Source organism: Prosthecobacter sp. (assembly GCF_020439865.1).
Lineage (GTDB): Bacteria > Verrucomicrobiota > Verrucomicrobiia > Verrucomicrobiales > Verrucomicrobiaceae > Prosthecobacter.
This window is the reverse complement of sequence record NZ_JAGRPF010000135.1, coordinates 35,240-59,403: the sequence shown is the minus strand read 5'-3', so window position 1 is coordinate 59,403 and position 24,164 is coordinate 35,240. Positions and strand designations below refer to the sequence as shown.

Here is a 24,164-nt window from a genome sequence, read left to right as displayed (position 1 = left end):
CATGAAGACCTGGCTGATCCTTTTTCTCTCGATGACGGCGTTGCTGCGGGCGCAGACGACAGCGGATGGATTTGCGATCCCGAAGCCGGGGCGGGTATTCGAGTTTCCCCGCGATCACGGAAGTCATCCGGAGTTTCGCACAGAGTGGTGGTATGTGACGGGACATCTGGATGCGAAAGACGGGGCTCGATTTGGCTTTCAGGTGACGTTTTTCCGGCAGGCTCGCCGCGAGGATGGCAAGACGCTGCACTTGCATCTTGCGCACGCCGCGCTGCTCGATGCGAAGACGGGCAAGTTCATGCACGAAGAGCGGCTGAATCGCGAGGGATGGGATGCGGTGTCGTCCGAGAAGACACTGGCGGCGAGAAACGGCAATTGGTCGCTGAAGCTGGACGAGGCAACGCAGCGTCTGCGCATCACGGCGACGGTGAAGGGCGAGGTTTTGATGCGACTCGAACTGGAACCCGTGAAGCCGTTGGTGGTGTTCGGAAAAGACGGTGTGTCGCGCAAAGGCGCCTCGGAATCAGCGGCGAGTCATTACCTGACATGGCCACGCTTGAAAACGACAGGCACCGTTAATCTGGGACCGTCAGAGCACGCGGTGAACGGCGAGGCGTGGATGGATCACGAGTTCAGCAGCAGTCAACTGGAGGCAGGCCAAGTGGGCTGGGACTGGGCGGCGCTGCAACTGAAGGATGGCCGCGAGGTCATGGTGTATCGCATGCGGCGTGAAGACGGCGCGAAGGACGCAGCCTCGACGCTGGCGGTGATTGAGCGAGACGGGAGGGTGCGGCAACTCGCGAGCGATGACTTTTCTTGCGATGTGCTGGCGACCTGGAAAAGCCCGCGAAATGGCGCGGAGTATCCGATCTCAGTGCGGATCCGATTTGAGGGCGAATCGTATGAGCTAAGACCTCTGGCAGAGGATCAGGAGCAGGACGGCGGAATCACCCGGCTGCCGTATTGGGAAGGTGCCTGCGACGTGCTCGATTCAAATGGGCGGGTGACAGGCCGGGCGTTTTTGGAGCTCGCAGGCTACACCGGCGACCTAGCCGGACATCTGTCTTCGGGAACGAAATGACCTCGCAGGCTACGAGTATTTGACGTCCTTGCGCGGCTCCATCTCGAAAGCAGTGGACTCCTGCTCGGAAATGTTTGGCTTGAGGACTTCCTCGCGGAATTTGATGTAGTGCGGGTCGTCCTGGCAGATGGCGAGCTTATCCATGCTCTCGACTTCGAGATAGACGAACCATGGCCACGGTTCGGAAGGATTGACCCGCTTTCCAGTTTTGACCGTAAGCACCTCCGGAACGCGCAGAAGCATCACTCGGGTCTGCGACATCATGTTCTCAAGCTTTTCCTCGGTCACCTGAGGCTTGAGCTGAAACAGGCTGAGGTAGGCAATCATGGAAGCAACAAGTGTGTCCGCAGCAGGATCCGACTACGATTTCCAATCCAGGACACCCTTCTTCCAGGCGTAAACGAAGGCGACTAGCAAGATCGAGACGAATCCCGTGGCCACGGCCAGAATAGAAGGTCCAAAGGCGGCGAGGTAGTCCTTGTAGATGATGGACCAAGGATAGAGGAAGACGACTTCGATGTCGAACAGCACGAAGAGCATCGCGACGATGTAGAACTTCACGCTGAAGCGCGGCTGGCTGTCACCCACCGGAAGCATACCGCACTCGTACGCGGAGTCCTTGATGGTATTGCGCTTGGCTGACTTGCCGAGGAGCGCCGAGGCGATCAGGGTCACGACGGCAAAACCACCGGCGATGACGATCTGGAGCAGTACGGGGATGTAGTTCTCAAACATGGGGGCGAATGACTGCAAATGGGTAGCGAGAGGCGGGGCAGCGTCAAACTCGGAAACAAAAAGGGCCGTCCTGCACGGAGGCAGGACGGCCCGAAAAGGAAAAGCTGGCTTAACGGCGAGCTGCAGAGGCGGCTGCACTGCGCGCACCCACAGCGGCACTACGGGCGGCGATCGCGGCATTGTGCGCGGCGCGGAGACCTTCGAGGCCTCGGTAGGTCTTGGCCACCTTGGCACAGAGACCACGGCTAACCAGATTCTGCAGCTTTTCGTAGGAGCGCAGACGAAGCATCTCTTCGCCACCGCTCACTGCATTTTTCAGCTTGAGGTTGTCGTAAACCAAGCCAAACAACGTGTTAAATTCATATGTCTCCGGCTTTGAGAGGACATTGACTAACTCGTCCGTGACATGATCAGGGACTCGACGGGAAAAGCGTGTCTTGCGTGTCGGTGTGGTAGTAGGCATATGGACCACCAGCCTACCACATTATCGGTGTCTTTGCGACGGTTTTGTGAGTATAGACGGATTTTTCTCCTACGCGGCATGCGCAGCGATAGAATTCGCCATTGGAAGGCGTTTTTAACAACTGGCATCCATGAGACGGTATTTACTTTGCAGGGGCAAAGTGCGGAAATTCAAGTGGTTACAAGTCTCCAGCCCTTGAGGAGGGCTACTTGGCGGAAATCTTGTAGAGCGCTTTTTTGGTGCGGATGAACAGCGCTCCATCTGCCACTGCCGGGGAGGAGGTGATGGGTTCGGCGAGCTGGTTCTTGCCTACGAGTTCGAACTTTTCAGCTGAGGCACGAACGAGGAAGCTTTGTCCGCGATCATTGGAAAACAGCAGTTTATCACCCAAAACCAACGGGCAGGGCAGGTGCTGGCCTTCGAGTCGGTCTTCCCAAAGATCTTTGCCGGTCTTGGCCTCGACCGCGCTGACGATGCCTCCGCGGGTGGTTTGGAACAAAATGCCGTGGACCAGCACAGGGGCGGATTCACTGGCATTGCGTTTTTCCCGGTCCCAGAGGACGTGGCTTTCGGTGATGTCGCCTGTCATTTTGTCGTCGATGCGAACACCGAGAGTGTGGGCACGTTCGGAACCTGTGTTGAGAATGAGGAGGTTGTCGAGGCGGAGCGGCGGAATGGCAGCATTGAAGCCGCCGTGGCGGATGGTCCAGAGTTCTTTGCCTGTGTTGACGTCATAACCAAACGCGGCGCGCGAGCCGACTGACACGAGCACTTCTTTGCCCGCGATTTCGAACACCACAGGAGTGTGGTAGGCTTTGCGCATGTCTCCATCACGAGTGGGGTGGCCGTCCTTGTCGAGATCTCCGTAGTCGGTGGAGCGGGGGGTTTTCCAGACGGTCTTTCCGGTCTTTTTGTCGAGTGCGGTGACAAATTGCTCGTTGATCCCGTCAAAGGTGAGGATCAGGAGGTCGCCATGAATGATGGGAGACGAGCCCGGACCACGGAAGTGGCGCACGTTGATGTCACGACGTTCCCATTCTTTAGCGCCCGTGGCAGGGTTGATTCGCACGGTGCCGTAGGTGCCGAAATGAACGTAGAGAGCATCTGCCTCCAGAACGGGCGACGGGGCGGCGTAGTTGTTCAGCGGGTTGCCCAGTTCCTCGGGCGTGGGATTTTCAAAGACCAGCATGTGATGCACGATCTTTCCGCTGTTACGGTCGATGCCATAGACGAACTGCTGTTTGCCGTCGGTTGTGGCTGCGGTGAACCAGATCATGTCACCGCCGATCACCGGAGAGGAATGGCCTTCGCCTTCGAGTTCGGTGCGCCAGACGATGTTTTTGCCCGACCCTCCGTCCCACTCCAGCGGGATCCGTGCAGCATCCGCCGCAGGTGCGATGCTGTCATGCGTAGGGCCGTTCTTTGCCGGCCAGAACAAAGGCGTGGTGGACGGCTGGGCGCTCGAGAGAGAGGACAGCAGGACAAAAAGGAGAGAGGTGAGAGCTGGCGTGCGGATCATGGGCCTGAAGTTGACGAAGCTGGCTGGAAATTCTTTCGCATGGGAAAAGAGCATGCATGGTTCGCGGCATCCAGCCGTATCCCTCAACGATCATGAAAAAAAATCTTCTCGCCTTTTTCGTTTTCAGTTTCTGTGTTCTTCCTCTGCGTTCCGAGGACAGTCTTAATGACCAGTTGCGTCGAGCCGCCGAGAAACTGAGAAATGAGATCTCCAAAGTGAAGGAGCAAGGGGAGGTGAAAGGACGCGAATGGTTCAAGAAAGCAAAGGATCATCTCAGCACCAGTCGTGAGGAGTATCTCAAGAATGCCGGTGATGCCCTTGCCCGCTGGAAGGCTGACATCGATGTGCTCAAAGACCAGGGCGGCCGGGATTACTTCAAAACGCGGGTCTCCGCACTGGAGCAGCACCATGCCTTTGCCACCAAGGAGCTGGAAACTCTGACGGGCATCACCGAGGAAGCGCAGTTTCGCGCGCGGCAAAAGAGCTTCGACAAGACTCTCTGGACGCTTGAAGCCGCCGTCGAGCAGGCGCAGGAAGAGGCTGGATTGTAGGCGCAAAGACCGCTCCATAGGCCGCAACAACGGCGCGGCATTGCCATCTTCAGCCGGTTATGATGAAATAATCCCAATCCAACGACCATGAAAAAGATCCATCACATCATCGCCGCCATTGATTTCACTTCGTCCTGCCGAAATGCACTGCGCGAAGCGGCCCGCCGATCTTCGCTGGACGGTGCTGCCATCACCGCCGTGCATGTCATGGACGAGTTTCTCGTGCATGAGCTCAAAGGCGCCCTTTCAACTGATCAGGCCACCATCCGCGCCGAGTGGCTCGATCGACTCAAAAAGTTTGTGGCTGAGTCAGAGGTCGGCTCCGCCGTGGTGAATGCGGAGGTGCGCATTGGGAATCCGTTTGCCGAACTCGTTGAAGCCTGCAGGGCTCACAGTGCGGACCTGCTCGTCATGGGGGCAAAAGGATCGACGAATGAACCTCATCGCATCGGGGTCATTGCCGCGAAGTGCGTCCGGAAGGCGCCTGTCGATGTCCTCGTGGTGCGCGAAGACGCACAGGGTCCGTTCAAGAAAATCGTAACCTGCGTGGATTTCTCCGAGAACTCCGCCAAGGCCGTGCAGTGTGCCCTGCATCTGGCGCAGCAGGACGGTGCTTCGCTCGACTGCCTGCATGTGTTTCAGAGCGCCCTTGCCATGTCTCTGGACTACGGAGGTTTCGCGCCTTCGCTGCCCGCCACCTATGATCCTGAGGCGGTGGCGAACTGGCGCAGGGATCTCGACGCCTTTCTTGCGCCTCTGACGCGGGAGGCGGGAGTGGAGGTTGCAGCCCATGTCAAAGAACGTGTCAACATACGTGAAGCTATTCTGGATCACGTCAATGAAGTGCATGCAAGTCTGGTGGTGCTTGGCACCCGGGGCAAAACCGGTCTTCGTGAGTTTTTGATCGGCACCACGGCTGAAAAAATCGTTCAGCATGCACCGTGCTCGATCCTCGCTGTGAAGCCGGACGGGTTTGTCATGTCTCCCGATTGATCCACCGCGCCCATGCAGCACCCCGAGCCTGACGAACCCAGCATTGCCGCTTTGCAGGCGGCGCTTCAGGCAAGTGCACAGATCTCCAGCGCCATCGTGGAGACGGCGGTCAATGCGATCATCACGATCGACGAGCGTTGCATCATCGAGTCTGCGAACACGGCCACGGAGCGTCTCTTTGGCTACAAAAAAGAGGAAATCATCGGCCGGAACATCAGCATGCTCATGCCGCAGCCTTACCGCGCCCGGCATGACGACTATGTCCGGAATTATCTCAGAAGCGGTGTGAAGCGCATCATCGGCATCGGTCGTGAAGCGCTTGCTCAGCGCAAGGACGGTTCCGTGTTTCCAATCGATCTTTCCGTGGGTGAGGCTGTGCTTCCCAGCGGCCGGAGAATCTTCGCGGGCATCATTCGCGATCTCACAGACCGCAAGGTGCTCGAGGACAAGATCCTTCGCATCAGCGAGGAGGAGCAGGCGCGCATCGGACAGGATATTCACGACGACTTGTGCCAGCAACTCGCCGCCATCGGTTGTCTGGCGAAGGTGGCCCAGAAGAATCTCAGCAAGTCCGGCAGTCCTGAGGCTCAAAGTCTGGAGGAGATCGTCAGGCTCGTTTCCAAGGCCAACACACGTGCCCGTGAAACTTCGCGCGGGCTCATGCCAGTCGTGCTTGATGCGGGCGGCCTCATGAAGGCATTGGAGGAGCTGGCGGACAGCACAGCGCGTGCCTACGAGATCAAATGCGTCTTTCGCTACGACAATCCGGTGCAGGTGAATGACAACCAGATGTCCGTGCAGCTGTTTCGCATCGCTCAGGAAGCAGTCTCCAACGCTGTCAAGCACAGCCAGGCCGGGCGGGTTGACATCCACCTTGCCAGACAGAGCGGCTACATCGTTCTCACGATTCGGGACAACGGCGTCGGCATCCCCGAATCGCCGGCCAAAGGAACTGGCATGGGGCTCTTGACCATGAGTCATCGCGCTCAAATGATGGCCGGCACACTCAAAGTCGAGCCGCGTACCGGCGGTGGCACCCAGGTCATATGCAGCGTTCCCGCACCAGTGAAAGATCCGTGAAGCGTCTCGTCCTTGTCGACGACCACCCGATCATGCGTCACGGCCTCGCGCAGTTGATCCGTGCCGAGGACGGTCTGGAGGTCATTGGGGAGGCCGGAAGCGCCCGTGAGGGACTGGAAGTCGTTGGTAGGCTCAAGCCCGACTTGGTTGTCATCGACCTGACCCTCCCGGACAAGAACGGTCTCGAACTCGTCAAAGACATCCGTGCCGCGCATCCTGCCACACTGTGCCTCGTGCTCTCCATGCACGACGAGGCGCTCTATGGCGAGCGTGCCCTGCGTGCCGGCGCCCGCGGCTATGTGATGAAAGAAGCCGCAGCTGATCACCTCGTCACGGCGATCCACAAAGTCATCGGCGGTGGTCTCTACGTGAGTGCGACACTCAATGACCGCATGCTCGAGCAGGTCTCCGGTGCGGCACGCTCGAAGGCCACCGGCATGGACTCCCTCACCGACCGCGAGCTCGAAATCCTCGAACTCGTCGGCAAGGGCGTTGCGACGAAGAACATCGCCGCGCAGTTGAGCATCAGTGCGCGCACCGTCGAAGCCCATCGTGCGCACATCAAAGAAAAGCTCGGCATCACTGATGGCGCTGCGCTCGTCCGCTACGCCGTGCAATGGGTTGAAAGCAGCGCCAAGATGTAGGAGTGGTCAAAGTCAGCGCGTCAGATACTCTGTCATGCCGTCGTAACCGTGGGTGACGGCAATGTCAGGGTGTCCGATTTCGGCGAGAATCTGTCGCGTGAGGTTGAGCTTGGTCTCAAGGAAGGCGTCGTCGTGCATAGGGTCGTGATGGGTCACGATCCAGCGGCGAATGCCGGCCAGCTTCATGAGCACGGCGGCATTTGGCACGGAGCTGTGGCCCCAGCCGATTTTCTTCGGATATTCCTCGGCCGTGTACTGCGCTTCGTGGATGAGCACATCCGCGCCGGAGACGAACTCAATGATTTTGTCGAACTGACGAACCAGACCGTGATCTCGTGTGAGTTCATGAGGCGTGCCGGTGTAACCTTGCAGAAACTCATCGTCGGGCATCCACACCAGAGTCCGCCCTTCCGCTTTGACTTTGTAGCCGACCGTGGGCAGCGGGTGGTGCGCGAACTCCCAGGTCACCTGGGCGTCACCTATATTGACCGGGCCGTCTGGCAGCAGGCGAAACTGGAGATTGCCGTGCATGTCCTCCATCTGCACGGGGAAGTAGTCTCGGTCGAGCTGACCGCGAAAGATGTCTTCCAAGTTTTTGCCGAACCCCTTGGAACCATAGATCACCAGCTCATAGCCGGGCACATAGGCGGGGATGAAAAAGGGAAAGCCCTGAATGTGGTCCCAGTGCGTGTGGGTGATGAAGAGATGAATCCGCCGTGCTTTGCTTCCCATGATCTCGATGCCCAGATCCCTGATGCCGCTGCCTGCGTCGAAGACGATCAGATCGTCACCGATGTGGAAGGACATGCACGAGGTGTTGCCACCGTGGCGCTGGAAGCGTCCGCCTAGAGTCGGCGTGGAGCCGCGGGTGCCCCAGAGCTTGAAATGAGCGCGGCCGGTCTTGAGCATGGGAACCCAAACCTGGCCACCCGGTTGGTCGGAGGCGGTCGCTGTCTGCGCGGGCGGACTGAACACGTCCGCCACTTTCGTGACGAGTGCATCTGGGTCAGAGGATTTGATGAAGTAGCCCGCCGCACCGAGCTGGGCGGCCACATCACGCTCGGTTTTGAAGTCTTTGGCACTGCAGACCACGACGGCGAGGTTGCGCGTCCGCTCATCCTGTCGCAGCTGCTTGAGTACTTCGATGCCGTCGAGTTTGGGCATCATGATGTCGAGCAGCAGCAGGTCCGGAACGTCGTCCAGGGCCATGCGAAGACACTCCTCACCATCGTGGGCCACTCGCACTTCATAACCGGCTCTTTCCAGCGCGTGTGCCATGCTCATGGCGATGACGTTGACATCCTCGGCGAGGAGGATGCGCAGTTTGCGGGAGGTGACGGGCGGGTTCATGGATCAAGTTGTCTCAGGCAGCAGCCGCACGACATCCACGGCCACTACGCACATGTCATCATCGAAGTCCCCGCTGGCGGAGGTCTGCTTGATCCTGACAAGCATTTCGTCGAAAAGCTGTGGCGTGGGTTGTTCTGAGAGTCCGGCCACGATGGTGCGCAGACCTTCTTTGTCGAAAATGCTCCCGTCCGTGTGCTCGACCTCGTAGAGGCCGTCGGTGAAGAGCATCACCATGTCTCGTGCACACGTCGGGCGGCGGAACGTCTGATAAGTCGCCGTGTCGAAAATGCCGAGTGCGGGGCCTTCATCCCCCTCGGCCATCAGGGGTTCGACGCAGTTGTCCGAGCGCCGCACATGCAGCGCAGAAGGATGGCCGGCGCTTGCGACACGCAGCTCTCCCTTCTGAAGATCCACGACCGCATAAAACGCAGTGGCAAACATCTGAGTGGGGGTCTGTTTGAGGATGGCACAGAGACTGCGGTTGATTTCCGTGAAAAACTGCCCGGGTTCTTCGGCGATCGGTGTCAGTTCCTCCGTCAGGCCGCGCAGGATGGAGGCAACGAGGGCGGCGCGCACGCCATGTCCCATGACATCGCACACCAGCACGCCGGCCTGCGTGTCGGAAAGCGGGCGGATGTCGAAGAAGTCTCCGCCGAGTTCGGTCGTGGTGGTGTAGCGATGGCAAAACTGAAGAGCGCTCCGTTCCGGCGACACATGGGAAGGGAACATCGGGTAATGCCGCGGAACAATCGCGGCCTGGAGCTCGCGCGCCATCTCGAGATCCGCCGCCATCTCGGCGTTCTTCTCGCGCAACTGCTCGGCCTGCTCCTCCAGCTTTTCCTTCGCCTTGCTCAGCTCGAGGTTCTTCTGCACGGCGGTCTCATACGTGGAGAGCAGCAGGTCGATGGAGTGGATGCGCCCGGTGTGAAGCTGGTATTTGCGGCCGGCGAAGATGATCTCCGTCACCGGCTTCCCTTGCGAGGCGTGGCGCAGTTCGAGATTGGCGAGCACGTACTGGATGCGCGAGAGCAGGAACTCCTCCTCGTAGGGTTTGACGATGAAGTTGTCCGCGCCGCATTCGAGTCCACGCAGAATGTCCTTCGGATCAGAGAGCGCTGTCAGAAGTATGACGGGCAGGTCTCCCAGTCGCCTGTCGTCCTTGATGCGGCGGCAGAGTTCGTAACCGTCCATCTCCGGCATGTTGATGTCGGTGATGACGAGTGTCGGCATCTGCGTGGTGAGCATGGTCAGCGCTTCACGACCGTTGCGTGCGGTGGTGACTCGGTGGCCGTTTGTCTCAAGCACATGGGCGAGTTTCAACGCTTGTGTGGGGCTGTCTTCGACGATGAGAATGCTCGTGCCTGGAGGTGGAGTGATCATGGTCGTAGTCATGGAGTGACAGAAAGAAGAGGACGAGCCTTGAGCGTGCAGTTGGCGAGCGCGAGGTACTGCCGATCGCCATACCAGTTGCTGAATTTGCCAGCAGTGTCCTGGTCCTCCGGCGGCAGCGACAGATGGCACACCACGTCCAGCTTGAAGACCGGCCACGCATCAGTCTCACTTGTCATCATCCCCGGCGAGAGGTGATGGGTTGACGGCACTGGTGAGCGTGTGGCCATTTCGGGTTCCTCCATGGCTCGCCTGTCATCATGGGTTGGTCAGGCGATGTGATGCAAGGCTCGGGCGGGAACTTTGTCGTGCAAGTTTTTTGTCCGCAGATGCTGTGATGAGATTCTGCCCAGGCTCTCATTTTCCGATCAGCTCTGTTCAAACTTCAGGAGGATGCGTTGAGTTTCCCCCACCAAGTTTATGAACAGTTATGGCGATCGCCTGCGCACCGGGCTTTTGCAAAAAGGCGACTTCGAATTGGGGTTTACGAAGGGGGGAGAGCGGTTTTACGCAGGGAAACAAGCCTAAATATTGATGAAATTTGCGTTGACGCTCCTTGGGGCGCTCTCATAACCTCCGCGCACGGCAACAGCCGCCAACAACACTATGGCCAAGAAAGCAACCAAAGCAAAACCAGCAGCCAAGAAGGCTGCCAAGAAAGCAAAGCGTAAACCAAATCCTGCGCTCATGAAGCCGGTGCAACCTGACGCGATCCTCGGAGCCGTCGTCGGTGCCAAGCCTGCTCCTCGTGGTCAGATCACGAAGAAGCTGTGGGACTACATCAAGAAGAACGGTCTCCAGGACGCCAAGAACAAGCGCAACATCAACGCGGACGACGCGCTGAAGGCGGTGTTCGGCGGCAAGAAGACGGTGACGATGTTTGAGATGACCAAGCTGGTCTCCAAGCACATCTCCTAATTCATTCCTGAATTCTGCGACGCCGCGTCCGGTTCCGACCGGACGCGGCGCTTTTTTTGCCGTTGTCGTTCAGTGCTTCGCGAAGGACGAAAGGTTTTGTTCTCGCCTTTTGGTCCCGTTCCCTTTAGCACGGAGGCAGTTTCAGCTTCCTCCAGCCCATGTCTGACGACGCGAAGAAAACCATCCTCTCCTCGATCCCGTTGCCTGGGGCGCTGGCGGTGCTCACGGCTCTGGCGGGCGTGCTGCTGCTGAACTACGAACCGCTCGTGCCGCGTCGTCCGGTGGAGCGCTCAGCGACATCGGTCGTTCCTGGAGACACGCATCGTTTCAATGCGGCGCCAGGAGAAGATCCTCTGCACGCACTCGCCCGTGCCAGGCTCGTGGAGCCGGACAAGGCGGAGTTTGATCCGGTGAACGAAGTGCAGGTGCACTCGCCCTGGGGCTTTTTCCTCGAGCTGCGTGACCGGCTTGCCCGTTTCAACGTGATCGAGAAGTTGCCGCCTCCCAGACCGGTACGCGTGCTCCTCATGCCCGTGTTGATTCGTCCGGGCACAGACATCGCGGCTGTCGAGCAACGCAGCCGCGCACGCTCGGCGGTGATGGCGGGTCTGACTTCATCGGGATATGTGCCCGAGAGTTCAGGGAGTCTGGAATGCTGCCGTCTTTCGCCATGGCCGTTGCAGGTGATGGCGATGGAAGCTCCATCGAACTCATCCGGTGTCACTCAGATGACGCCAGCGTCACCATTGCCGGGTGAGAGCCCGCCCGCGTTTCTCGACGTTGCGTTTGAGTGGTTCAAGTCTTCATCGCGCATCGCATCGGTGAACAGTCCTCAGTATGTGGCGGTGGGAGTTCTCTGGGTGCGCGGTGATGCGCTCGGCGGGACGCCCCTCTCAGATCTGCGCACGGCCTTGCACCGTCTGCTTCATGGTTATCCTCGGAAAGCCGGCGTGGAGCAGACACAGGAGATCAATGCGGCGCAGATCGAAGTTGCCCTCATCGGGCCGCATGCCACGGAGAAACTCGCCGACTTCGTCGGAGAGGCCGCTTCGGAACCCGGGTGGCGCAAAGACCAGTGGCAGGGACCGCTGCGCATGATTTCCCCCTGGGCCACCGCCTCCGCGCGTGCGCTGCTGCGTGTCTCGGGGGAGAATCCGCCGGGACGTGCGGATGATGGTCCGGCCGACCCCAGCAAGGCCCGGGTGGACCGGTTGATGAAACAGGCGCTTGATCCGCAGGGCTCGCAATCGCGCCCGTTTGTTCGCAGCCTCGCTTCGGACGATTATGTGGCCCATGCCCTGGTGGATGAACTGCAACGTCGCGGGCTCGAGCTTCGCGACACACCGGATAATGCTCATCACCTCGGTGACGTGGCCATCATTTCTGAGCATGACACTTCCTATGGACGCGAGCTTCCGCTCACCTTCATGGAGGCGATCACCGGCAGGGATTCATCACATGATTTCAATGATCCCAATGTTCGCTGGCACTGGATCAGTTTCCCTCGCGGCCTCGACGGTCGTTACAGCAGCGAAACGGCTCAAGGTGCGCCAGACAAAAGCCCCCATGCCTCCGGTGGCTCGGATTATTCGCCGGATGAAGTTCCCATCGGGGTCAGCCAGGCGGATGCACTGCGCCGCCTCGCCGCGCAACTGGAGGAACTGAACCAGCGCCTGACGCGCGAAGGAAACAAAGGGCTCGTGGCGGTCGGTGTGCTCGGTGGTGATGTGTATGACAAGCTGTGGATCCTTCGCGCCTTGCGCCCGCGTCTGCCGCACACTCAGTTCTTCACCAACAATCTCGATGCGTGGCTCTGGCAACGGGACGAACTGCGTACGACGCGCAATCTCATTGTCGGCTCGCCTTATGGGGTCACGCTGGCGGATCGATGGCAGATGGGAAAGCTGCCCTTCCGCGACAGTTATCAAACCTCGGTGTATGCGGCCACGCTCGCAGCCACAAAAACAGTCGAACCGGACTTGTTCGACCGGTTGTACGACGCCGGTGCCGTGCGTCTCTTTGAAATCGGCCGCGAGGAGCCTCACGACCTTTCCTTTGCCTCGGCCGCGGAGACTCCCGGCCTGTACCCGGAGCCTGAGTCACACACTTGGTGGCAGCTCAAGGAGCGGTCTTATCAGGCATGGTGGATCGCGGTCATTTTAGTGACCGCATGGCTGGGATGGATGGTGGTGAGCTGGCTGCCCGGCCTCGGCCTCATCGTTGGCGCCGGGCGAGTGGGCACAAACTGGAAGCGTGTTCTCGGCAAGATCGCCAAATCACCGGTGAGCGTTGCGGTGTTCGCGGTCGTTGTTCCATGGAAGGTCGAGACGTGGTGGTCGGCTTGTCCTGAGTGGAAGGGCGGTGAGCCGCTGTTCTTTGGTGCTGGCATCAGCGCCTGGCCGGCGGAGGCCTTCAGGCTCATGGCGGTGCTGCTCACACTCCATCTCATTTCGAAAGCCTGCGCCCTGCTGTCCGAAGGCTCCCACGAAATGCGTGCGTCCTATTTTGGCCGTGGAAGCGCGGCAGTCGAACCGCCGGCACGGCGATCATTGCTCGACTGGGTGAAAAGCATGTTTCTCTTCTGGGAAACCGGCGCGGTTCTGACCACACGTCACGGAGAGGAAGGCGTGGTGCATCCAGAGCAGTTGTGGTCCGAGTACCGGCTCAGCAACTCGATCACCGCCCGGCTCACGCGCTCCCTCGTTGTGGCAGCGCTGCTGTTTTTCGGTGCCTATGAGCTTCTTCAGCTCCTGGGTGAACCCTTGTCACCCGTTCGCGGAGATCACGCGCGCAACATCGACGGGTGGCTGGACAAGCTTTCTCTCGCCGCGCTGCTGTGGATCACGGCCTTCGTGGTCGACATGCTCTGGCTCAATCGCGTGTTCATCCAGTGGTTCAACCGCGGCCGCAGCGACTGGCCGGAGGACATGCTCAACGCCTACAAGAAATCCAACCTGCACGCGGACAATCTGCGTGACTACATCGACCTTGAGATGGTGGCCGACTGGACGCGTGATGTCGGCCGCCTCACGTTCTTCCCGTTTTATGTGCTCGCACTGCTGATCGTCGCGCGCATGAACCGCTTTGACTCGTGGATCTGGCCGCCGGCGCTCATCATCGTTTACGCCATCGTGATTTTGCTTGTCATTCTCGGTGCGGCCCGCGTCCGCAGCGCGGCGGAATCCTTGCGCAGCAAGGCCGTGGCCGAGGTGCGGCAGCGCTATTCCCCGCTCGTTGATGATTCCGCCGCCGGAAGGCTTTTGCAGGAGATCAATGGCCTCAGGCGCGGCGCTTTTGTGCCGTTTTCCGAGCAACCGGTGATGAAGGCGCTCTACTGGCTCCTCGGCGCTCTCGGCGTCGGCGGCCTGTGGCAGGCGTTCGCACGTTGGTCGTGACGGTTGTCACGCTGAATGCGGCGCGTAATCGATCTCCATGAATTCGGCAACTTCAGGAATCCAGCGTCCTTGCACGAAGGCGACATGATCGGGATGCTGGTCGTAAAATGCATACGCAGCAGCGTCATTGAACTCCATCGAGAGACCGAAGGTGTATGGATTCTTCGCACTGGTCTGTCGCAGGCACTCAAACTTCTGCACGCCGTGAATTCGGGCAAGTTCGCAGGTGGCCTTGAGGAAATCACGCTCGGCATCGGAACCGGGAGCGTGCTTGAGGCGGAAGACGACGGTGTGGCGGATCATGGCGGCACACGTACGTGCTCAGAAGTCCCAGCGTTGCACCTTCCCACCTTTCGGCGCGACTTCGATGTAGTCGATGTCTGAGTCGGGAAGATAGACGCGCAGTGTTCCCAACGGCCCCGAGTCCTTGATTTCGATGTTCAATTCCTGCCAGTCACCCGCCTTCACCTCCAGTGGCGAAGAATGGATGATATCTGGATTGGCGGATGTGTTGGGCAGCGAGTCGATCTTGCCCTCACCTCCGGCTTCGCTTCGCACGCGCAGCTTCACCACCGCAGGGCCATTAATCTTCGCCATGCCGTGGCCAAGGAAGGCGGCGGCGGGCTTTCCGGTGCTCTTCATCGTCAGGATGCCATCGCTGACGGTTGCCTTGCAGCCGCGCTCCTTCCAGTTGTCGAGCGGATCGGCGTTTGCAGGCCTGGCCTTTGCCACCACCGGTTTGTAGGCCGGATTCGGGCGCGGATAGAGAGCACCGGTGTCCTTGAGAAAGCCGTCGATGAGCGCTTCAAGTTCCGCCACTTTGTCGGGCATCTTTTCACTGAGGTCGTTCGCTTCGCTGATGTCCTCGCGCAGATTGTAGAGTTCATGGGACCCCGGATTGCCAAACCAGCGCAGCAGCTTGAAGTCGCCGCTGCGCACCCACACGCCGCCGGCGCGGTGCAGTCCGGCATGCGGGTGGTAGTTGAAGTAGGCGGCGCGTTTGAGTTCTCCCTCACCCTTGAGCACTTTCGCGTAGCTGACGCCGTCGAACTTCTGCTCCTTCGGCTTCGCAATGCCGAGCAGGTCGATTACCGTCGGATAGACGTCGATAGGACCCACAAGCGCGTCGCTCAAGCTGCCGAGCTGGATCTTTCCCGCCCAGGCCCACATGAGTGGCACGCGTGTGCCGCCCTCATAGAGCGTGCCTTTGCCGTCTCGCAGCGGCGTGTTCATTGTTGGAGGCTGGTCGCCCGCCCATTTGCGCCAGTCTGCCAGGAACTCGCTCTTGAACTTCTCCGCCGCTTCGGTTTTGCCGGAGCCGGGCACGTTGCTGTGGGTGTTGCCGCCGTTGTCCGAATAAAAAATGATGATCGTGTTGTCGGCGACTCCCTGCTTGTCGAGTTCGTCGAGGATGCGACCGAAACACTCGTCCACGCTCTTTAACATGGATGCCATGATAGGATTCCCCTGACGCCCGCTCGGATCCTTTTTCTCGGCGAAGTACTTCGTGTACTCCACCTTGTGTCCCCACGGTCCGTGAACGCCGTAGCACCACAGATTCAGGAAAAACGGTCCGCCTTTGCTCGCGTCGATGAACTTCACCGCTTCCTCAGCCTGACGATCGACGATGTATTCATGTTCGGGTCCATCCGTGATCGTGCCGACCCGCTGCCTCGCATTCGGACTGCCATCTGGCACCACGCCATACGGCGAAAAATACTCTCCGGGCGGACCCGGATCAGGATGACAATGGAACGCGACATCGAACCCCTGCTGCTCCGGCCAGTAAGACTGTGTGAGACCGACATGCCACTTTCCAATATGTGCGGTGCGATAGCCCGCGCCCTTCAACGTCTCCGCCAGCGTGATCTGCGAGGGTTCGAGGTAGTTTTTGCTCTCCGGCAGCAGCATCGGCGCATTTGGCGGTGCTGTGTCCTTCAAAAAGACATGCCCTTCCGGCTGCGGCGGCTGATGTCCGCTAGCGGTGGTGATGCCGTGGCGGGCGGTGTACTGCCCGCTCAAAATGCTCGCCCGTGTCGGTGAACACAGAGGCTGCGCATACGCATTCGTGAACCGCATCGCTCTCTTTGAAAAGCGGTCGATGTTTGGCGTCTCATAATACTGCGATCCCTGGACGCCGCAGTCCATCCAGCCCATGTCATCGACCAGAAAGAGGACGACGTTCGGCTGCGAGGAAGCGTAGAGCGAAGAGCAAAGGGCGAGGATACAGACTGCGAGGCGGATCATGGTGCGCTGGGAACGACGGGTGGGAGGATGGAATTGCGGTCAAAACTTGGTTTGCATGGAAACGTGTCCGCGCTCCTCTCCACCACAGCATGGAAACCTTCTTCAAGCTGCGTGAACGAGGCTCTTCTGTCCGAACTGAAGTGATCGGCGGAGTTACGACGTTCATCACCATGGCCTACATCATGGTGGTGAATCCGGCGATTCTCTCCTTTGCGGGCATTCCTGCCGGTCCGGGCACGGTGGCGACGATTTTGACGGCGGTGGTGGGCTGCTTGTTGATGGGATTGATGGCCAACCGTCCGATCGCGGTGGCGCCTTACATGGGAGAGAACGCGTTCATCGCGTTCGGACTCGCTGCTCTGGGAATAGGGTGGGAGCAGCGGCTGGGGGCCGTGTTTGTCAGCGGCGTGTTGTTTGTGATCATCACGCTGCTCGGCGTCCGAGGCTGGCTGGCGAACGCCGTTCCTCCGGACCTGAAACACAGCTTCGCTGTCGGCATCGGACTGTTTCTGGCTTTCATCGGACTCTACGAAACCGGCATCGTGACGAGTTTCGTGACGGGAATGCCTGCGCAGGCGCTGCAAACCGATGCGCATGGTCTGTTCATGACACCTGCTGTCCCGGTGAAAATCGGCAATCTGCATGATCCTCAGGTGCTGCTGGCGATCGGCGGCTTTTTGCTGATGTCCGTGCTCATGATTCGGAAAATCCGTGGAGCGCTGCTCATCGGCATCGTGGTGACAGCGGTGATTGGTGGCTTGCTTGGATTCGGTCACGCACCCAAGGCCATTACAGCACTGCCGTTCACCGGAGACTATGAGCTGGGCCAGATCGCCCTCAAACTCGACATCGCGAGCGTGTTGAAGGTCGGCTTTCTGCCGGTGCTGCTGACGTTGTTCCTGATGAGCTTTCTCGACACGCTCGGCACGCTGACAGGACTCGGATCGGCTGCGAACCTGCTGGATGAAAAAGGCAACTTTCCGGAAGTCGAGCGTCCCATGCTGGTGGACGCGCTGACCTGCATGTTCAGCGGTCTGGTGGGCACTTCGACCAGCGGCGCCTACATCGAATCTGCCACGGGCATCAGCGAAGGCGCACGCACCGGCCTGGCCGCACTGGTCACGGCGGTTTTGTTTGCGGTTTCACTGTTCTTCATTCCGTTGATCGAGCCGTTGCAGCAGCTTCGCTTCGCGTATGGCCCGGCTTTGATCGCCGTGGGGGTGCTGATGGCCGGTTCGGTGCGCCGCATCAACTTTGACGATCTGACCGAATGGGTGCCGGCCTTCGCAACGATCGTGATGATGCTCTTCACGTACAACATCGCCAACGGTCTCACGGTCGGTCTGGTGGTGCATCCGGTGCTGAAACTGGCATCCGGTCGTGCCCGCGACTTAAACGCCGGCATGATCGTGCTGGCGCTGCTCTGTGCGGCTTATTACCTCTTTGGCCTGCCTCATTGATCACGAATCCCACTGGCTGCGCTGCACGCCGACGAAGGCCATGCCGAGCCCCACGAGCACGTGCACGAAAAGTACAAAGCCGGCGATGGTGGGAGAGACCATGTCCGTGGCTGTCACCTGGCGGACGGCGTCGTAGAACGCGGTGCTGCGCATGCTCGTCAGGCTGCCGCTCCAGCTCCAGAATGCGGCGATCAACGGCTGCACCCAGTTTTCCAGCCAGTCGGGCAGGGTGAGCACAGCGCCCGAGAGCGGGAGCTGAAAGCCGACGAGGTAGATGCACAGGATCGTGGCCTTCTCCGGTGTCTTGCTCAACGCTGAGATGCCAAGACAGACACTGGTCATCGCGGCGGATGCGAGGACGAGCAGGGCGAGCTTGATAATCAGATCGCCGGGTAGACCGCCCACGACCGTGTCCACGAAGAAGCCCATCCATAAACTCTGTGCGAGTACGAAGACGCCGAGGAAGATCACCTTGCTGCCGACATAGGCGAGCGGATTCAGTCCTCCAAGCTTTTCGCGCTCGAGAATCAGGCGTTCGGATGCGATCTCGCGCGCCGCATTGTTGCTGGCCATCAAAGTAACCAGCACGACCTGCAGCATGATCAGACCCGAAACGAGGCTTCCTGCGTTGAGCTGCTCGATCTGATGCTGGGCCTGCCGCTGCATCTCAAACACAACGTTTTCGTCCTGATGGGTGGAGAGCGCCCGCAGCGGCTTGATGCCGTCGAGAGCGAAGATCACCACCAGCAGCGGGAAACCGAGGAGCATGGCGAGATGCAGCCACACCTGCGCCTTGTCCCGGCGGAAAATCGTCCACCGCCTGCGCAGCAGCTCGAAAAGCTGTGTCATCATCGAGGGCATTTCGACCGGAGGCAGTTCTTCTGCCTCGAGCGGTGCGACGAGTTCCGGTTTCGCGACCGCACGTTCTTCACGCACGGATGTGCGGGACGGGCCTGCGCTCTTTTTGGCGGCGGCTTCATCCTCAGACAGCACACGGGCTCCATCGAATCCATGTCGCTGGTAATAGGTGTCACGATGTTTCTCCCATGACTCATGCCAGTCGCCGGCTTTGCGTTCGGTGAGCTTGAGATAGATCTCCTCGGGGTGCTCGGCGGCAAAGTAGTGCATCATCGCCTGCGGCGGTCCGTGGTAGGTCAGCACACCTTGGTACATAACCATGACGCTGTCGTAGGCATCAAGGCTCGCGAGACTGTGGGTGACGTTCACCACGACACGTTTCGGGTGTCCTCGCGACAGCACGCGCAGCAGATCGGTGATCTCGCGTTCGGATTTGGGGTCCAGCCCGCTGGTAACCTCGTCGCACAGCAGCAGGCAGGGATCGGTGACGAGTTCGAGCGCGAGCCCGAGACGGCGCTTTTGTCCGCCTGAAAGTACTTTGACCTGACGGTCCGAGAGATGGGTCAGTCCCGTTACTTCAAGGATGTGATCCAATGCGGGAATGAAATCTTCGGTCTGCGCCAACTGGGTGCGCAGCACCATCGCACTGGCGATGCTCTCTTCGACTGTCAGAAGATCATAGGCCACGCTGAATTGCGGCACGTAGCCCAGATCTCCCGGATGCAGATCCTCCTCCTCGCTCAAATCACGTCCTCCCCAGAGGAGCTCCCCGGAGGTTTGCTGCAGGATGCCGGTGATCACTTTCAGAAGAGTCGTCTTGCCGCAACCCGAAGGTCCCACGATCGCCACGAGGTGAGCCGGCGGCAAATTGAAGGAGACCTCCCGCAGCAGATGCAACGTGGCGTTCTCTTCCGAGTCCCCCGGGCCATCGACTTCAAGACAGACGTTGAGTGCTTTGAGCATACAGGTTAAGTGTGAGATTGAACGTAGGCCGGAGAACAGTGCTCTGGCGATGAAAAAACCTCACTCTTTGCCAAAATGCAACGACGCAGCAGTACCAGCCAACGCCGGTCTTCATCATTTCGCTGGCTGTGGTGGCTGGCGGGATTGATCATCGTCAGCGGTCTGATGCTTGTGTTGCTGGCCCCCACGTTGGTGACGAATTACATCCGCACGTATCTGCGGCAGGACGACTTCCGTCAAAAAGCTGAAGAAATGACCGTTGCCAAGCTGGGTGGAAAGGCGCGCATCGCCCAGATCAATTGGAACGACGACACAGCCAGCATCGCGGACCTATCTTTGGAGACCGCTGGAGGCTGGAACGTTGATGCCGGCGGCATTCGCGCTTCGTTGGATTTCGGGGCCATCCGACAAGGGGCCTGGAGCATCCAGAATGCCGGAGCAGATGATCTGACTCTGCGCCGCGTTGATCGCATGCCGGAGCAAACATCGGCTGCTGAACCATCAGCACCAAAGGGCTCGATGGACGCAGATTCGATCCCGTCGTTTTTGCGCCGCTACATTCCGGCAGAGACCCAAATCAGCGGGTTCGATATCCATCAGTTCGTTTTCGAGCAGGGTGCATGGAAGATTGCTGATACGCAGCTGCGTCTCGGCGGTTGGAAGAGCGGTGAGATCTCGGTGTCCGCAAAAATGAGCGGCGGCTCCCTGCAAACACCCATTGCGGCTCCGGAACAAAAGAAGCCGCTCAAGTTCGAGCTCGCTCATGCCACGTTGCGTCTTGGAGACTCGCAACTTCAGCTCAGCGATGCTGCCTTACGCTGGAAGCAGGGATCGGAGGTCACGCTGCGGGGGGGCGTGAAGTTTGAAACAGGGGAGTGGCAGACGTTCGCGCACTTCAAAGCAGTCCCGCTCGACGAGTTTCTTGATCCGACCTGGAAGCAACGCCTTTCCGGCAAGATCGAAGGAGATCTCGAGATGTCTGGCTCCCACGGCTCGCCGCCGGAATGGAAAACCGAGGTTGCACTCAAAGGAGGTGCTCTTACAGGCCTGCCCGTTCTCGACAAGCTGGTGACATATACGAACACGCATCGCTTCAAACGCCTCGTGCTCGACATCTGCAGCGCCACCATTCGTGCGCAAGGGGACGCATTGGTCATCGAGAAGATTGTCGTGCAATCGAACGGATTGCTGCGCATCGAGGGAGCGCTGGCCATACGTGGACGAGAGGTAAGCGGAGATCTGATGCTCGGAGTCACGCCCGAAACGGTGCGTGGCATTCCCGGTGCCGAGAGGCGTGTCTTTGTGGAGACCAATCCCGCAGGCCCTCCGGGCCTGCAGTGGGCGCGTGTTCACGTGGCCGGCACGTTGGATGCACCGAAGGAGGATCTCAGCTCACGCTTGGTGGGGGCAGTCGGGATGTCCCTGCTGTTCGACACCCCCCAAGAGGTGGGGCTCGGCGCTGAGAAGCTGCTCAAGCCCGTGGTCGGTGACGAGGCTGCCAAAGTCCCCGGCAAGGTGATTGATGGTGCCAGCGGTGTGATCGAAAGTGGGGTCAAAACGGGAGCTGGCATGATCAACAAGGTACTGCCGATATTCCCGGGGAAGTGATCCTACAGCCGGTGGTTGCATGCCGGGCGGGCGCCGCTAGCATGCAGGGCCATGTCCGCCCCCGCCCCTATTTCTTTTGCCCCTCGTGAATCCAAGCATGAAATCGAAGAAGGGACATTGTTTGCTCCAAAGTTTGACGAGCATGGCCTGATGCCTGCGATGGCAGTGGATGCCGAGAGCGGGGCACCGTTGATGCTGGCCTACATGAACGAGCAGTCGCTCAAAATGACCCTGGAACTCGGTCAGGCGGTTTACTGGAGCCGCAGCCGCAATCAAATCTGGCACAAAGGGGCGACGAGCGGCGAGTTTCAGGAGATCGTCGAAATCCGCACGGACTGTGATCAGGATGCATTGGTGCTTCGAGTGAAACAGCATGGAGGTGGCTGCTGCCACACCAAGCGTTCCACTTGCTTTTATCGTGTGGTCAAAGCTGCCGATGGCGAAGCACTGCTGGAACCGACAGCGTAACTCCAGTCGCCAAAACCTTCCTGATATCTGCCTAGGGCGATTCTATCGGCTCGTCGGCACCATGCCACCGTAGCGGGAGTTGCCCTCCCAAGAACGCGGACGGTTCCAAGGGAGGTTGCTGTACTGGCTGCCATCAGGACCCACTACCTTCTTGCGCTGGGGTTCGTCTGACGTGCAGGAGGTGAACGAAAAGACGGAAATGACCGACAGCAGCAGGGGGAGGATCAGGCGCGGTTTCATCACGGCATCAACAACGCGGGCGAGCATCAATTCTGAACCAGATTTTCGAGAATCACGCGATCGCCAGGCATGATGAACTGTCCATTGACGACTGCGTTCGGGACGATGGCGGCCAGCGAGTTGCGCCCGTCGACACTCATCACGCTCACCTTGCCCACCGTCTGTGCGCCGCGTGTGACGATCAATTTTGTATCTTCGGTGAGGCCGGTGGCCTTGCCGGCGTCGATCACCACAAAACCCCAGTCATAATTCACAGCCACCACACGGGATGTCAGGCTGTTGCGCTCGAAGTTCTTACGGCGCTCTTCAATCTTATGAACGACATCATCCAAGCGCTTCTGAACTCCGGCAATCTTGTCGTTTTCGGCGACCACTTCTTTTTTCTTCTGCTCGGCCTGCGCTTCATACTCGAGCTTTTCCTTTTTCATCCGGTTGATGTCCTCGGCGATCGTTTCTGGCTTCACATCCTTGGGCAGCTTGTCGAGTTTAACCGTCAGCTCCTGTTGCTTCTTCACTTTGGCATCAAGTTCTTCCTGGGTGCGGGTGGTTTCGCTGTCGGCTTGGGCAAACCTGTTTTTCTGCGCTTTCAGCTTCTCGGACTCGACATCCAGTTCTCCCTGCACGCGGGTGATGTCAGCGACCAACCGGCCCACCTCACCAACCACTTTTTTCTCGGTCTGCTTTTCCGTCGCGATGCTGGCGTTGATACCGATGATGTTGGTGCGAACCGTGGCAAACTCACGCCCATTTTGGTAGGCAAAGAAGCTGGCGACGAGGATCACAACAGCGCTGAGAATGAAGAGAACTTTGGTCATGGAGGGAATCTGTTAAAGTAAGCAAAAAGGAGGATGAATCAGGCCTGCAATCAGGGATTGGCTGGCGGGGGGGCAGCACCAAAAGGATCTGCCGTGCTGGGTGCCGGGGTGGCACCAGCCGGAGCAGGGGCTGCACCGAAGGGGTCAGCTCCCATGGCAGGAGCGGCTGGAGCTGGGGCTGGGGCGGCAGCAGGAGCGCCGAAGGGGTCACCTCCCATGGCAGGAGCGGCGGGCGCCGGTGCGGCTGGAGCGCCAAATGGATCAGAACCCATGGCAGGCGCCGCTGGAGCGGCACCATCAGGAGCAGGAGCTGCCGGCGCAGTTGCACCAGGAGCGGCGGTTGCAGCAGGGCCCTTGGCCGCCTTGGCACTTTGTTCGGCTGCAGCTACGACAAGGTCACCCGGGCGGATGCGTTCGCCTTCAGCGAGACTGCCTTTGACCAAGTCCGCCACTGAGGAGTTCTGCTCCACGTCCCGGACTTTCAGCTTGGCCACGACGTCCTTTCCACGCTTCACTTCGAGGTCGGCATTGGCGAATACGCCGCCGCCGTTGCCCTTGTTGAGAACCACAAAACCCCAGTCGGTGTAAGAGTAGGCAACCTTGGCGGTGAAATCGTCATCCACAATGCCACGACGTCCCCGGGCTTCACGGTCTTCTGCTTCCTTGGCGGCGTTGGTGAGATTATTCACCTTTTCCTGGGCAGAGGCGAGCTGCTGGACCTGATTAGCAAGGGCGGCCTCGGCTTCGGCGCGTTCTTTCTTGATGGATTCAATTTGAGCCAGAAGAGCCTCGATGTCGCCCGCGTCGTTAATCTGTTTCTCAAGATCGTTCACGATTTTGGTCACCTGATCCAAGTTCGTCTTCACGACAGCCAGTTCTTGCTCTTTGGTTTGCGCCTTGGCGGTGGTGTCCACCACGGCGGTCTTGGTTGTTTCAAGATCCTGATTGGCTGTGGCAAGCTGGCTCTCACGGTTCTTCTTAGCTTCTTCAGCCTGAACGATGTGCGCCTTTTGTTCGGCAAGATTGGCGGTGGCGTAAGCCTCGCGTTTGCGCTCCTCGACGAGTGTTTTCTGGTTGGCCCAAGCAAAATAGCAGGCGGTGCCAAGGCAGACAGCGGAGAGAGCAGAGAGAATTTTCCAGACCATACAGGGACGAATTTGAGAATTTAGAACATGATTTTTACCGGAAGGGCAGGGTTTCGACAACACCAATTTTTGGGCATTTTGCCACCGGACTGGAATCCTGCTTGTGTCTTGAGAACCCTGCGGCTAGAACAGCAGGCGTCAGGGGCCGCGGATGTTCAGCTTGCGAACCCCGCCAGGTCCTGACGGAAGCAACGGCAGCCTGCCTGCTCATGTCGCGGTTCCCTGGCACTTCGTATCCACTT

General features: G+C 59.2%; 24 protein-coding genes and 1 other RNA gene. 11 read left to right on the top strand and 14 right to left on the bottom strand.

The genetic code is table 11. The features are described 5' to 3' along the window. The first annotated feature begins 1 nt into the window (after nucleotide 1). Entirely contained in the window at nucleotides 2–1,081 is a 1,080-nt protein-coding gene (locus KDL09_RS15995; RefSeq protein WP_294387189.1) for a lipocalin-like domain-containing protein, read from the top strand. A 9-nt stretch (nucleotides 1,082–1,090) separates the two neighbouring features. Here the strand turns inward: KDL09_RS15995 and KDL09_RS15990 are convergent, their stop codons facing one another. The 4 genes from KDL09_RS15990 to KDL09_RS15975 all read right to left on the bottom strand — a co-directional run bounded on the left by KDL09_RS15990 (nucleotide 1,091) and on the right by KDL09_RS15975 (nucleotide 3,798). Beyond that, nucleotides 1,091–1,408, bottom strand: coding sequence for a Dabb family protein (locus KDL09_RS15990; protein WP_294387186.1), 318 nt, complete (start codon nucleotides 1,406–1,408; stop codon nucleotides 1,091–1,093). Nucleotides 1,409–1,441: 33 nt separating this feature from the next. Then, on the bottom strand, nucleotides 1,442–1,816 hold the full coding sequence (locus KDL09_RS15985) for an NADH-quinone oxidoreductase subunit A (protein ID WP_294387183.1): 375 nt from the start codon (nucleotides 1,814–1,816) through the stop codon (nucleotides 1,442–1,444). Between the two features lie 109 nt (nucleotides 1,817–1,925). Beyond that, on the bottom strand, nucleotides 1,926–2,279 hold the full coding sequence (locus KDL09_RS15980) for a hypothetical protein (protein ID WP_294387181.1): 354 nt from the start codon (nucleotides 2,277–2,279) through the stop codon (nucleotides 1,926–1,928). 205 nt (nucleotides 2,280–2,484) lie between these two features. Beyond that, nucleotides 2,485–3,798 carry a PQQ-binding-like beta-propeller repeat protein gene (locus KDL09_RS15975; protein WP_294387179.1) on the bottom strand — a complete coding sequence of 438 codons (1,314 nt, stop codon included), beginning with the start codon at nucleotides 3,796–3,798 and terminating at the stop codon, nucleotides 2,485–2,487. 92 nt (nucleotides 3,799–3,890) lie between these two features. On the opposite strand from KDL09_RS15975, the gene KDL09_RS15970 reads away from it, so the two are divergent. The 4 genes from KDL09_RS15970 (at nucleotide 3,891) to KDL09_RS15955 (ending at nucleotide 7,066) form a co-directional block, all read left to right on the top strand. Continuing rightward, the gene (locus tag KDL09_RS15970; protein WP_294387176.1) at nucleotides 3,891–4,349 is read left to right on the top strand and encodes a hypothetical protein; all 459 of its coding nucleotides are present in this window, start codon (nucleotides 3,891–3,893) and stop codon (nucleotides 4,347–4,349) included. An 87-nt stretch (nucleotides 4,350–4,436) separates the two neighbouring features. After that, nucleotides 4,437–5,342: a universal stress protein gene (locus KDL09_RS15965; protein WP_294387174.1), complete on the top strand. Its 906-nt coding sequence runs from the start codon at nucleotides 4,437–4,439 to the stop codon at nucleotides 5,340–5,342. A gap of 12 nt (nucleotides 5,343–5,354) precedes the next feature. Next, nucleotides 5,355–6,422, top strand: a complete 1,068-nt coding sequence (locus KDL09_RS15960) for a PAS domain S-box protein (protein ID WP_294387170.1) — start codon at nucleotides 5,355–5,357, stop codon at nucleotides 6,420–6,422. Then, complete coding sequence (locus KDL09_RS15955; RefSeq protein ID WP_294387167.1) at nucleotides 6,419–7,066, top strand: response regulator transcription factor; 648 nt, start codon at nucleotides 6,419–6,421, stop codon at nucleotides 7,064–7,066. Before KDL09_RS15960 ends, KDL09_RS15955 begins: the two co-directional genes overlap by 4 nt. Nucleotides 7,067–7,078: 12 nt before the next feature. Here KDL09_RS15955 and KDL09_RS15950 read toward each other — a convergent pair whose 3' ends face one another. The 4 genes from KDL09_RS15950 to KDL09_RS15935 form a co-directional block, all read right to left on the bottom strand. Continuing rightward, nucleotides 7,079–8,416 carry a response regulator gene (locus KDL09_RS15950; RefSeq protein WP_294387164.1) on the bottom strand — a complete coding sequence of 446 codons (1,338 nt, stop codon included), beginning with the start codon at nucleotides 8,414–8,416 and terminating at the stop codon, nucleotides 7,079–7,081. A gap of 3 nt (nucleotides 8,417–8,419) precedes the next feature. After that, entirely contained in the window at nucleotides 8,420–9,808 is a 1,389-nt protein-coding gene (locus KDL09_RS15945) for a SpoIIE family protein phosphatase (RefSeq protein WP_294387161.1), read from the bottom strand. Beyond that, nucleotides 9,805–10,050, bottom strand: a complete 246-nt coding sequence (locus KDL09_RS15940) for a hypothetical protein (RefSeq protein WP_294387159.1) — start codon at nucleotides 10,048–10,050, stop codon at nucleotides 9,805–9,807. Before KDL09_RS15940 ends, KDL09_RS15945 begins: the two co-directional genes overlap by 4 nt. Before the next feature lie 279 nt (nucleotides 10,051–10,329). Next, nucleotides 10,330–10,494, bottom strand: coding sequence for a hypothetical protein (locus KDL09_RS15935; protein WP_294387155.1), 165 nt, complete (start codon nucleotides 10,492–10,494; stop codon nucleotides 10,330–10,332). Between KDL09_RS15935 and KDL09_RS15930 the strand changes: the two genes are divergently transcribed. Together KDL09_RS15930 and KDL09_RS15925 are read left to right on the top strand one after the other, a co-directional pair. After that, nucleotides 10,493–10,723, top strand: coding sequence for an SWIB/MDM2 domain-containing protein (locus tag KDL09_RS15930; RefSeq protein ID WP_294387153.1), 231 nt, complete (start codon nucleotides 10,493–10,495; stop codon nucleotides 10,721–10,723). The two genes, KDL09_RS15935 and KDL09_RS15930, sit on opposite strands and share 2 nt — an antisense overlap. Nucleotides 10,724–10,881: 158 nt before the next feature. Next, nucleotides 10,882–14,118, top strand: coding sequence for a hypothetical protein (locus KDL09_RS15925; protein ID WP_294387150.1), 3,237 nt, complete (start codon nucleotides 10,882–10,884; stop codon nucleotides 14,116–14,118). Nucleotides 14,119–14,124: 6 nt separating this feature from the next. On the opposite strand, the gene KDL09_RS15920 is transcribed toward KDL09_RS15925, so the two are convergent. Continuing rightward, nucleotides 14,125–14,421 carry a Dabb family protein gene (locus tag KDL09_RS15920; protein ID WP_294387146.1) on the bottom strand — a complete coding sequence of 99 codons (297 nt, stop codon included), beginning with the start codon at nucleotides 14,419–14,421 and terminating at the stop codon, nucleotides 14,125–14,127. Nucleotides 14,422–14,439: 18 nt separating this feature from the next. Next, the gene (locus tag KDL09_RS15915; protein WP_294387141.1) at nucleotides 14,440–16,365 is read right to left on the bottom strand and encodes a sulfatase; all 1,926 of its coding nucleotides are present in this window, start codon (nucleotides 16,363–16,365) and stop codon (nucleotides 14,440–14,442) included. 89 nt (nucleotides 16,366–16,454) lie between these two features. Between KDL09_RS15915 and KDL09_RS15910 the strand changes: the two genes are divergently transcribed. Beyond that, the gene (locus tag KDL09_RS15910) at nucleotides 16,455–17,825 is read left to right on the top strand and encodes an NCS2 family permease (protein ID WP_294387137.1); all 1,371 of its coding nucleotides are present in this window, start codon (nucleotides 16,455–16,457) and stop codon (nucleotides 17,823–17,825) included. On the opposite strand, the gene KDL09_RS15905 is transcribed toward KDL09_RS15910, so the two are convergent. Continuing rightward, on the bottom strand, nucleotides 17,826–19,646 hold the full coding sequence (locus tag KDL09_RS15905) for an ABC transporter ATP-binding protein (protein WP_294387134.1): 1,821 nt from the start codon (nucleotides 19,644–19,646) through the stop codon (nucleotides 17,826–17,828). A gap of 75 nt (nucleotides 19,647–19,721) precedes the next feature. Here KDL09_RS15905 and KDL09_RS15900 point away from each other — a divergent pair, with 75 nt between their 5' ends. Beyond that, complete coding sequence (locus KDL09_RS15900; RefSeq protein ID WP_294387132.1) at nucleotides 19,722–21,254, top strand: hypothetical protein; 1,533 nt, start codon at nucleotides 19,722–19,724, stop codon at nucleotides 21,252–21,254. Between the two features lie 51 nt (nucleotides 21,255–21,305). Next, on the top strand, nucleotides 21,306–21,722 hold the full coding sequence (gene hisI / locus KDL09_RS15895) for a phosphoribosyl-AMP cyclohydrolase (RefSeq protein ID WP_294387128.1): 417 nt from the start codon (nucleotides 21,306–21,308) through the stop codon (nucleotides 21,720–21,722). 42 nt (nucleotides 21,723–21,764) lie between these two features. Here the strand turns inward: hisI and KDL09_RS15890 are convergent, their stop codons facing one another. From KDL09_RS15890 to KDL09_RS15880, 3 genes are all read right to left on the bottom strand, one after another. Next, nucleotides 21,765–21,962, bottom strand: coding sequence for a hypothetical protein (locus tag KDL09_RS15890; protein WP_294387126.1), 198 nt, complete (start codon nucleotides 21,960–21,962; stop codon nucleotides 21,765–21,767). 26 nt (nucleotides 21,963–21,988) lie between these two features. Continuing rightward, nucleotides 21,989–22,744 carry a hypothetical protein gene (locus tag KDL09_RS15885; protein ID WP_294387123.1) on the bottom strand — a complete coding sequence of 252 codons (756 nt, stop codon included), beginning with the start codon at nucleotides 22,742–22,744 and terminating at the stop codon, nucleotides 21,989–21,991. A gap of 83 nt (nucleotides 22,745–22,827) precedes the next feature. Continuing rightward, on the bottom strand, nucleotides 22,828–23,922 hold the full coding sequence (locus KDL09_RS15880; RefSeq protein ID WP_294387119.1) for a hypothetical protein: 1,095 nt from the start codon (nucleotides 23,920–23,922) through the stop codon (nucleotides 22,828–22,830). A gap of 136 nt (nucleotides 23,923–24,058) precedes the next feature. Between KDL09_RS15880 and ffs the strand changes: the two genes are divergently transcribed. After that, nucleotides 24,059–24,153, top strand: an RNA gene (gene ffs, locus KDL09_RS15875) — signal recognition particle sRNA small type. The last annotated feature ends 11 nt before the right edge of the window (nucleotides 24,154–24,164 follow it).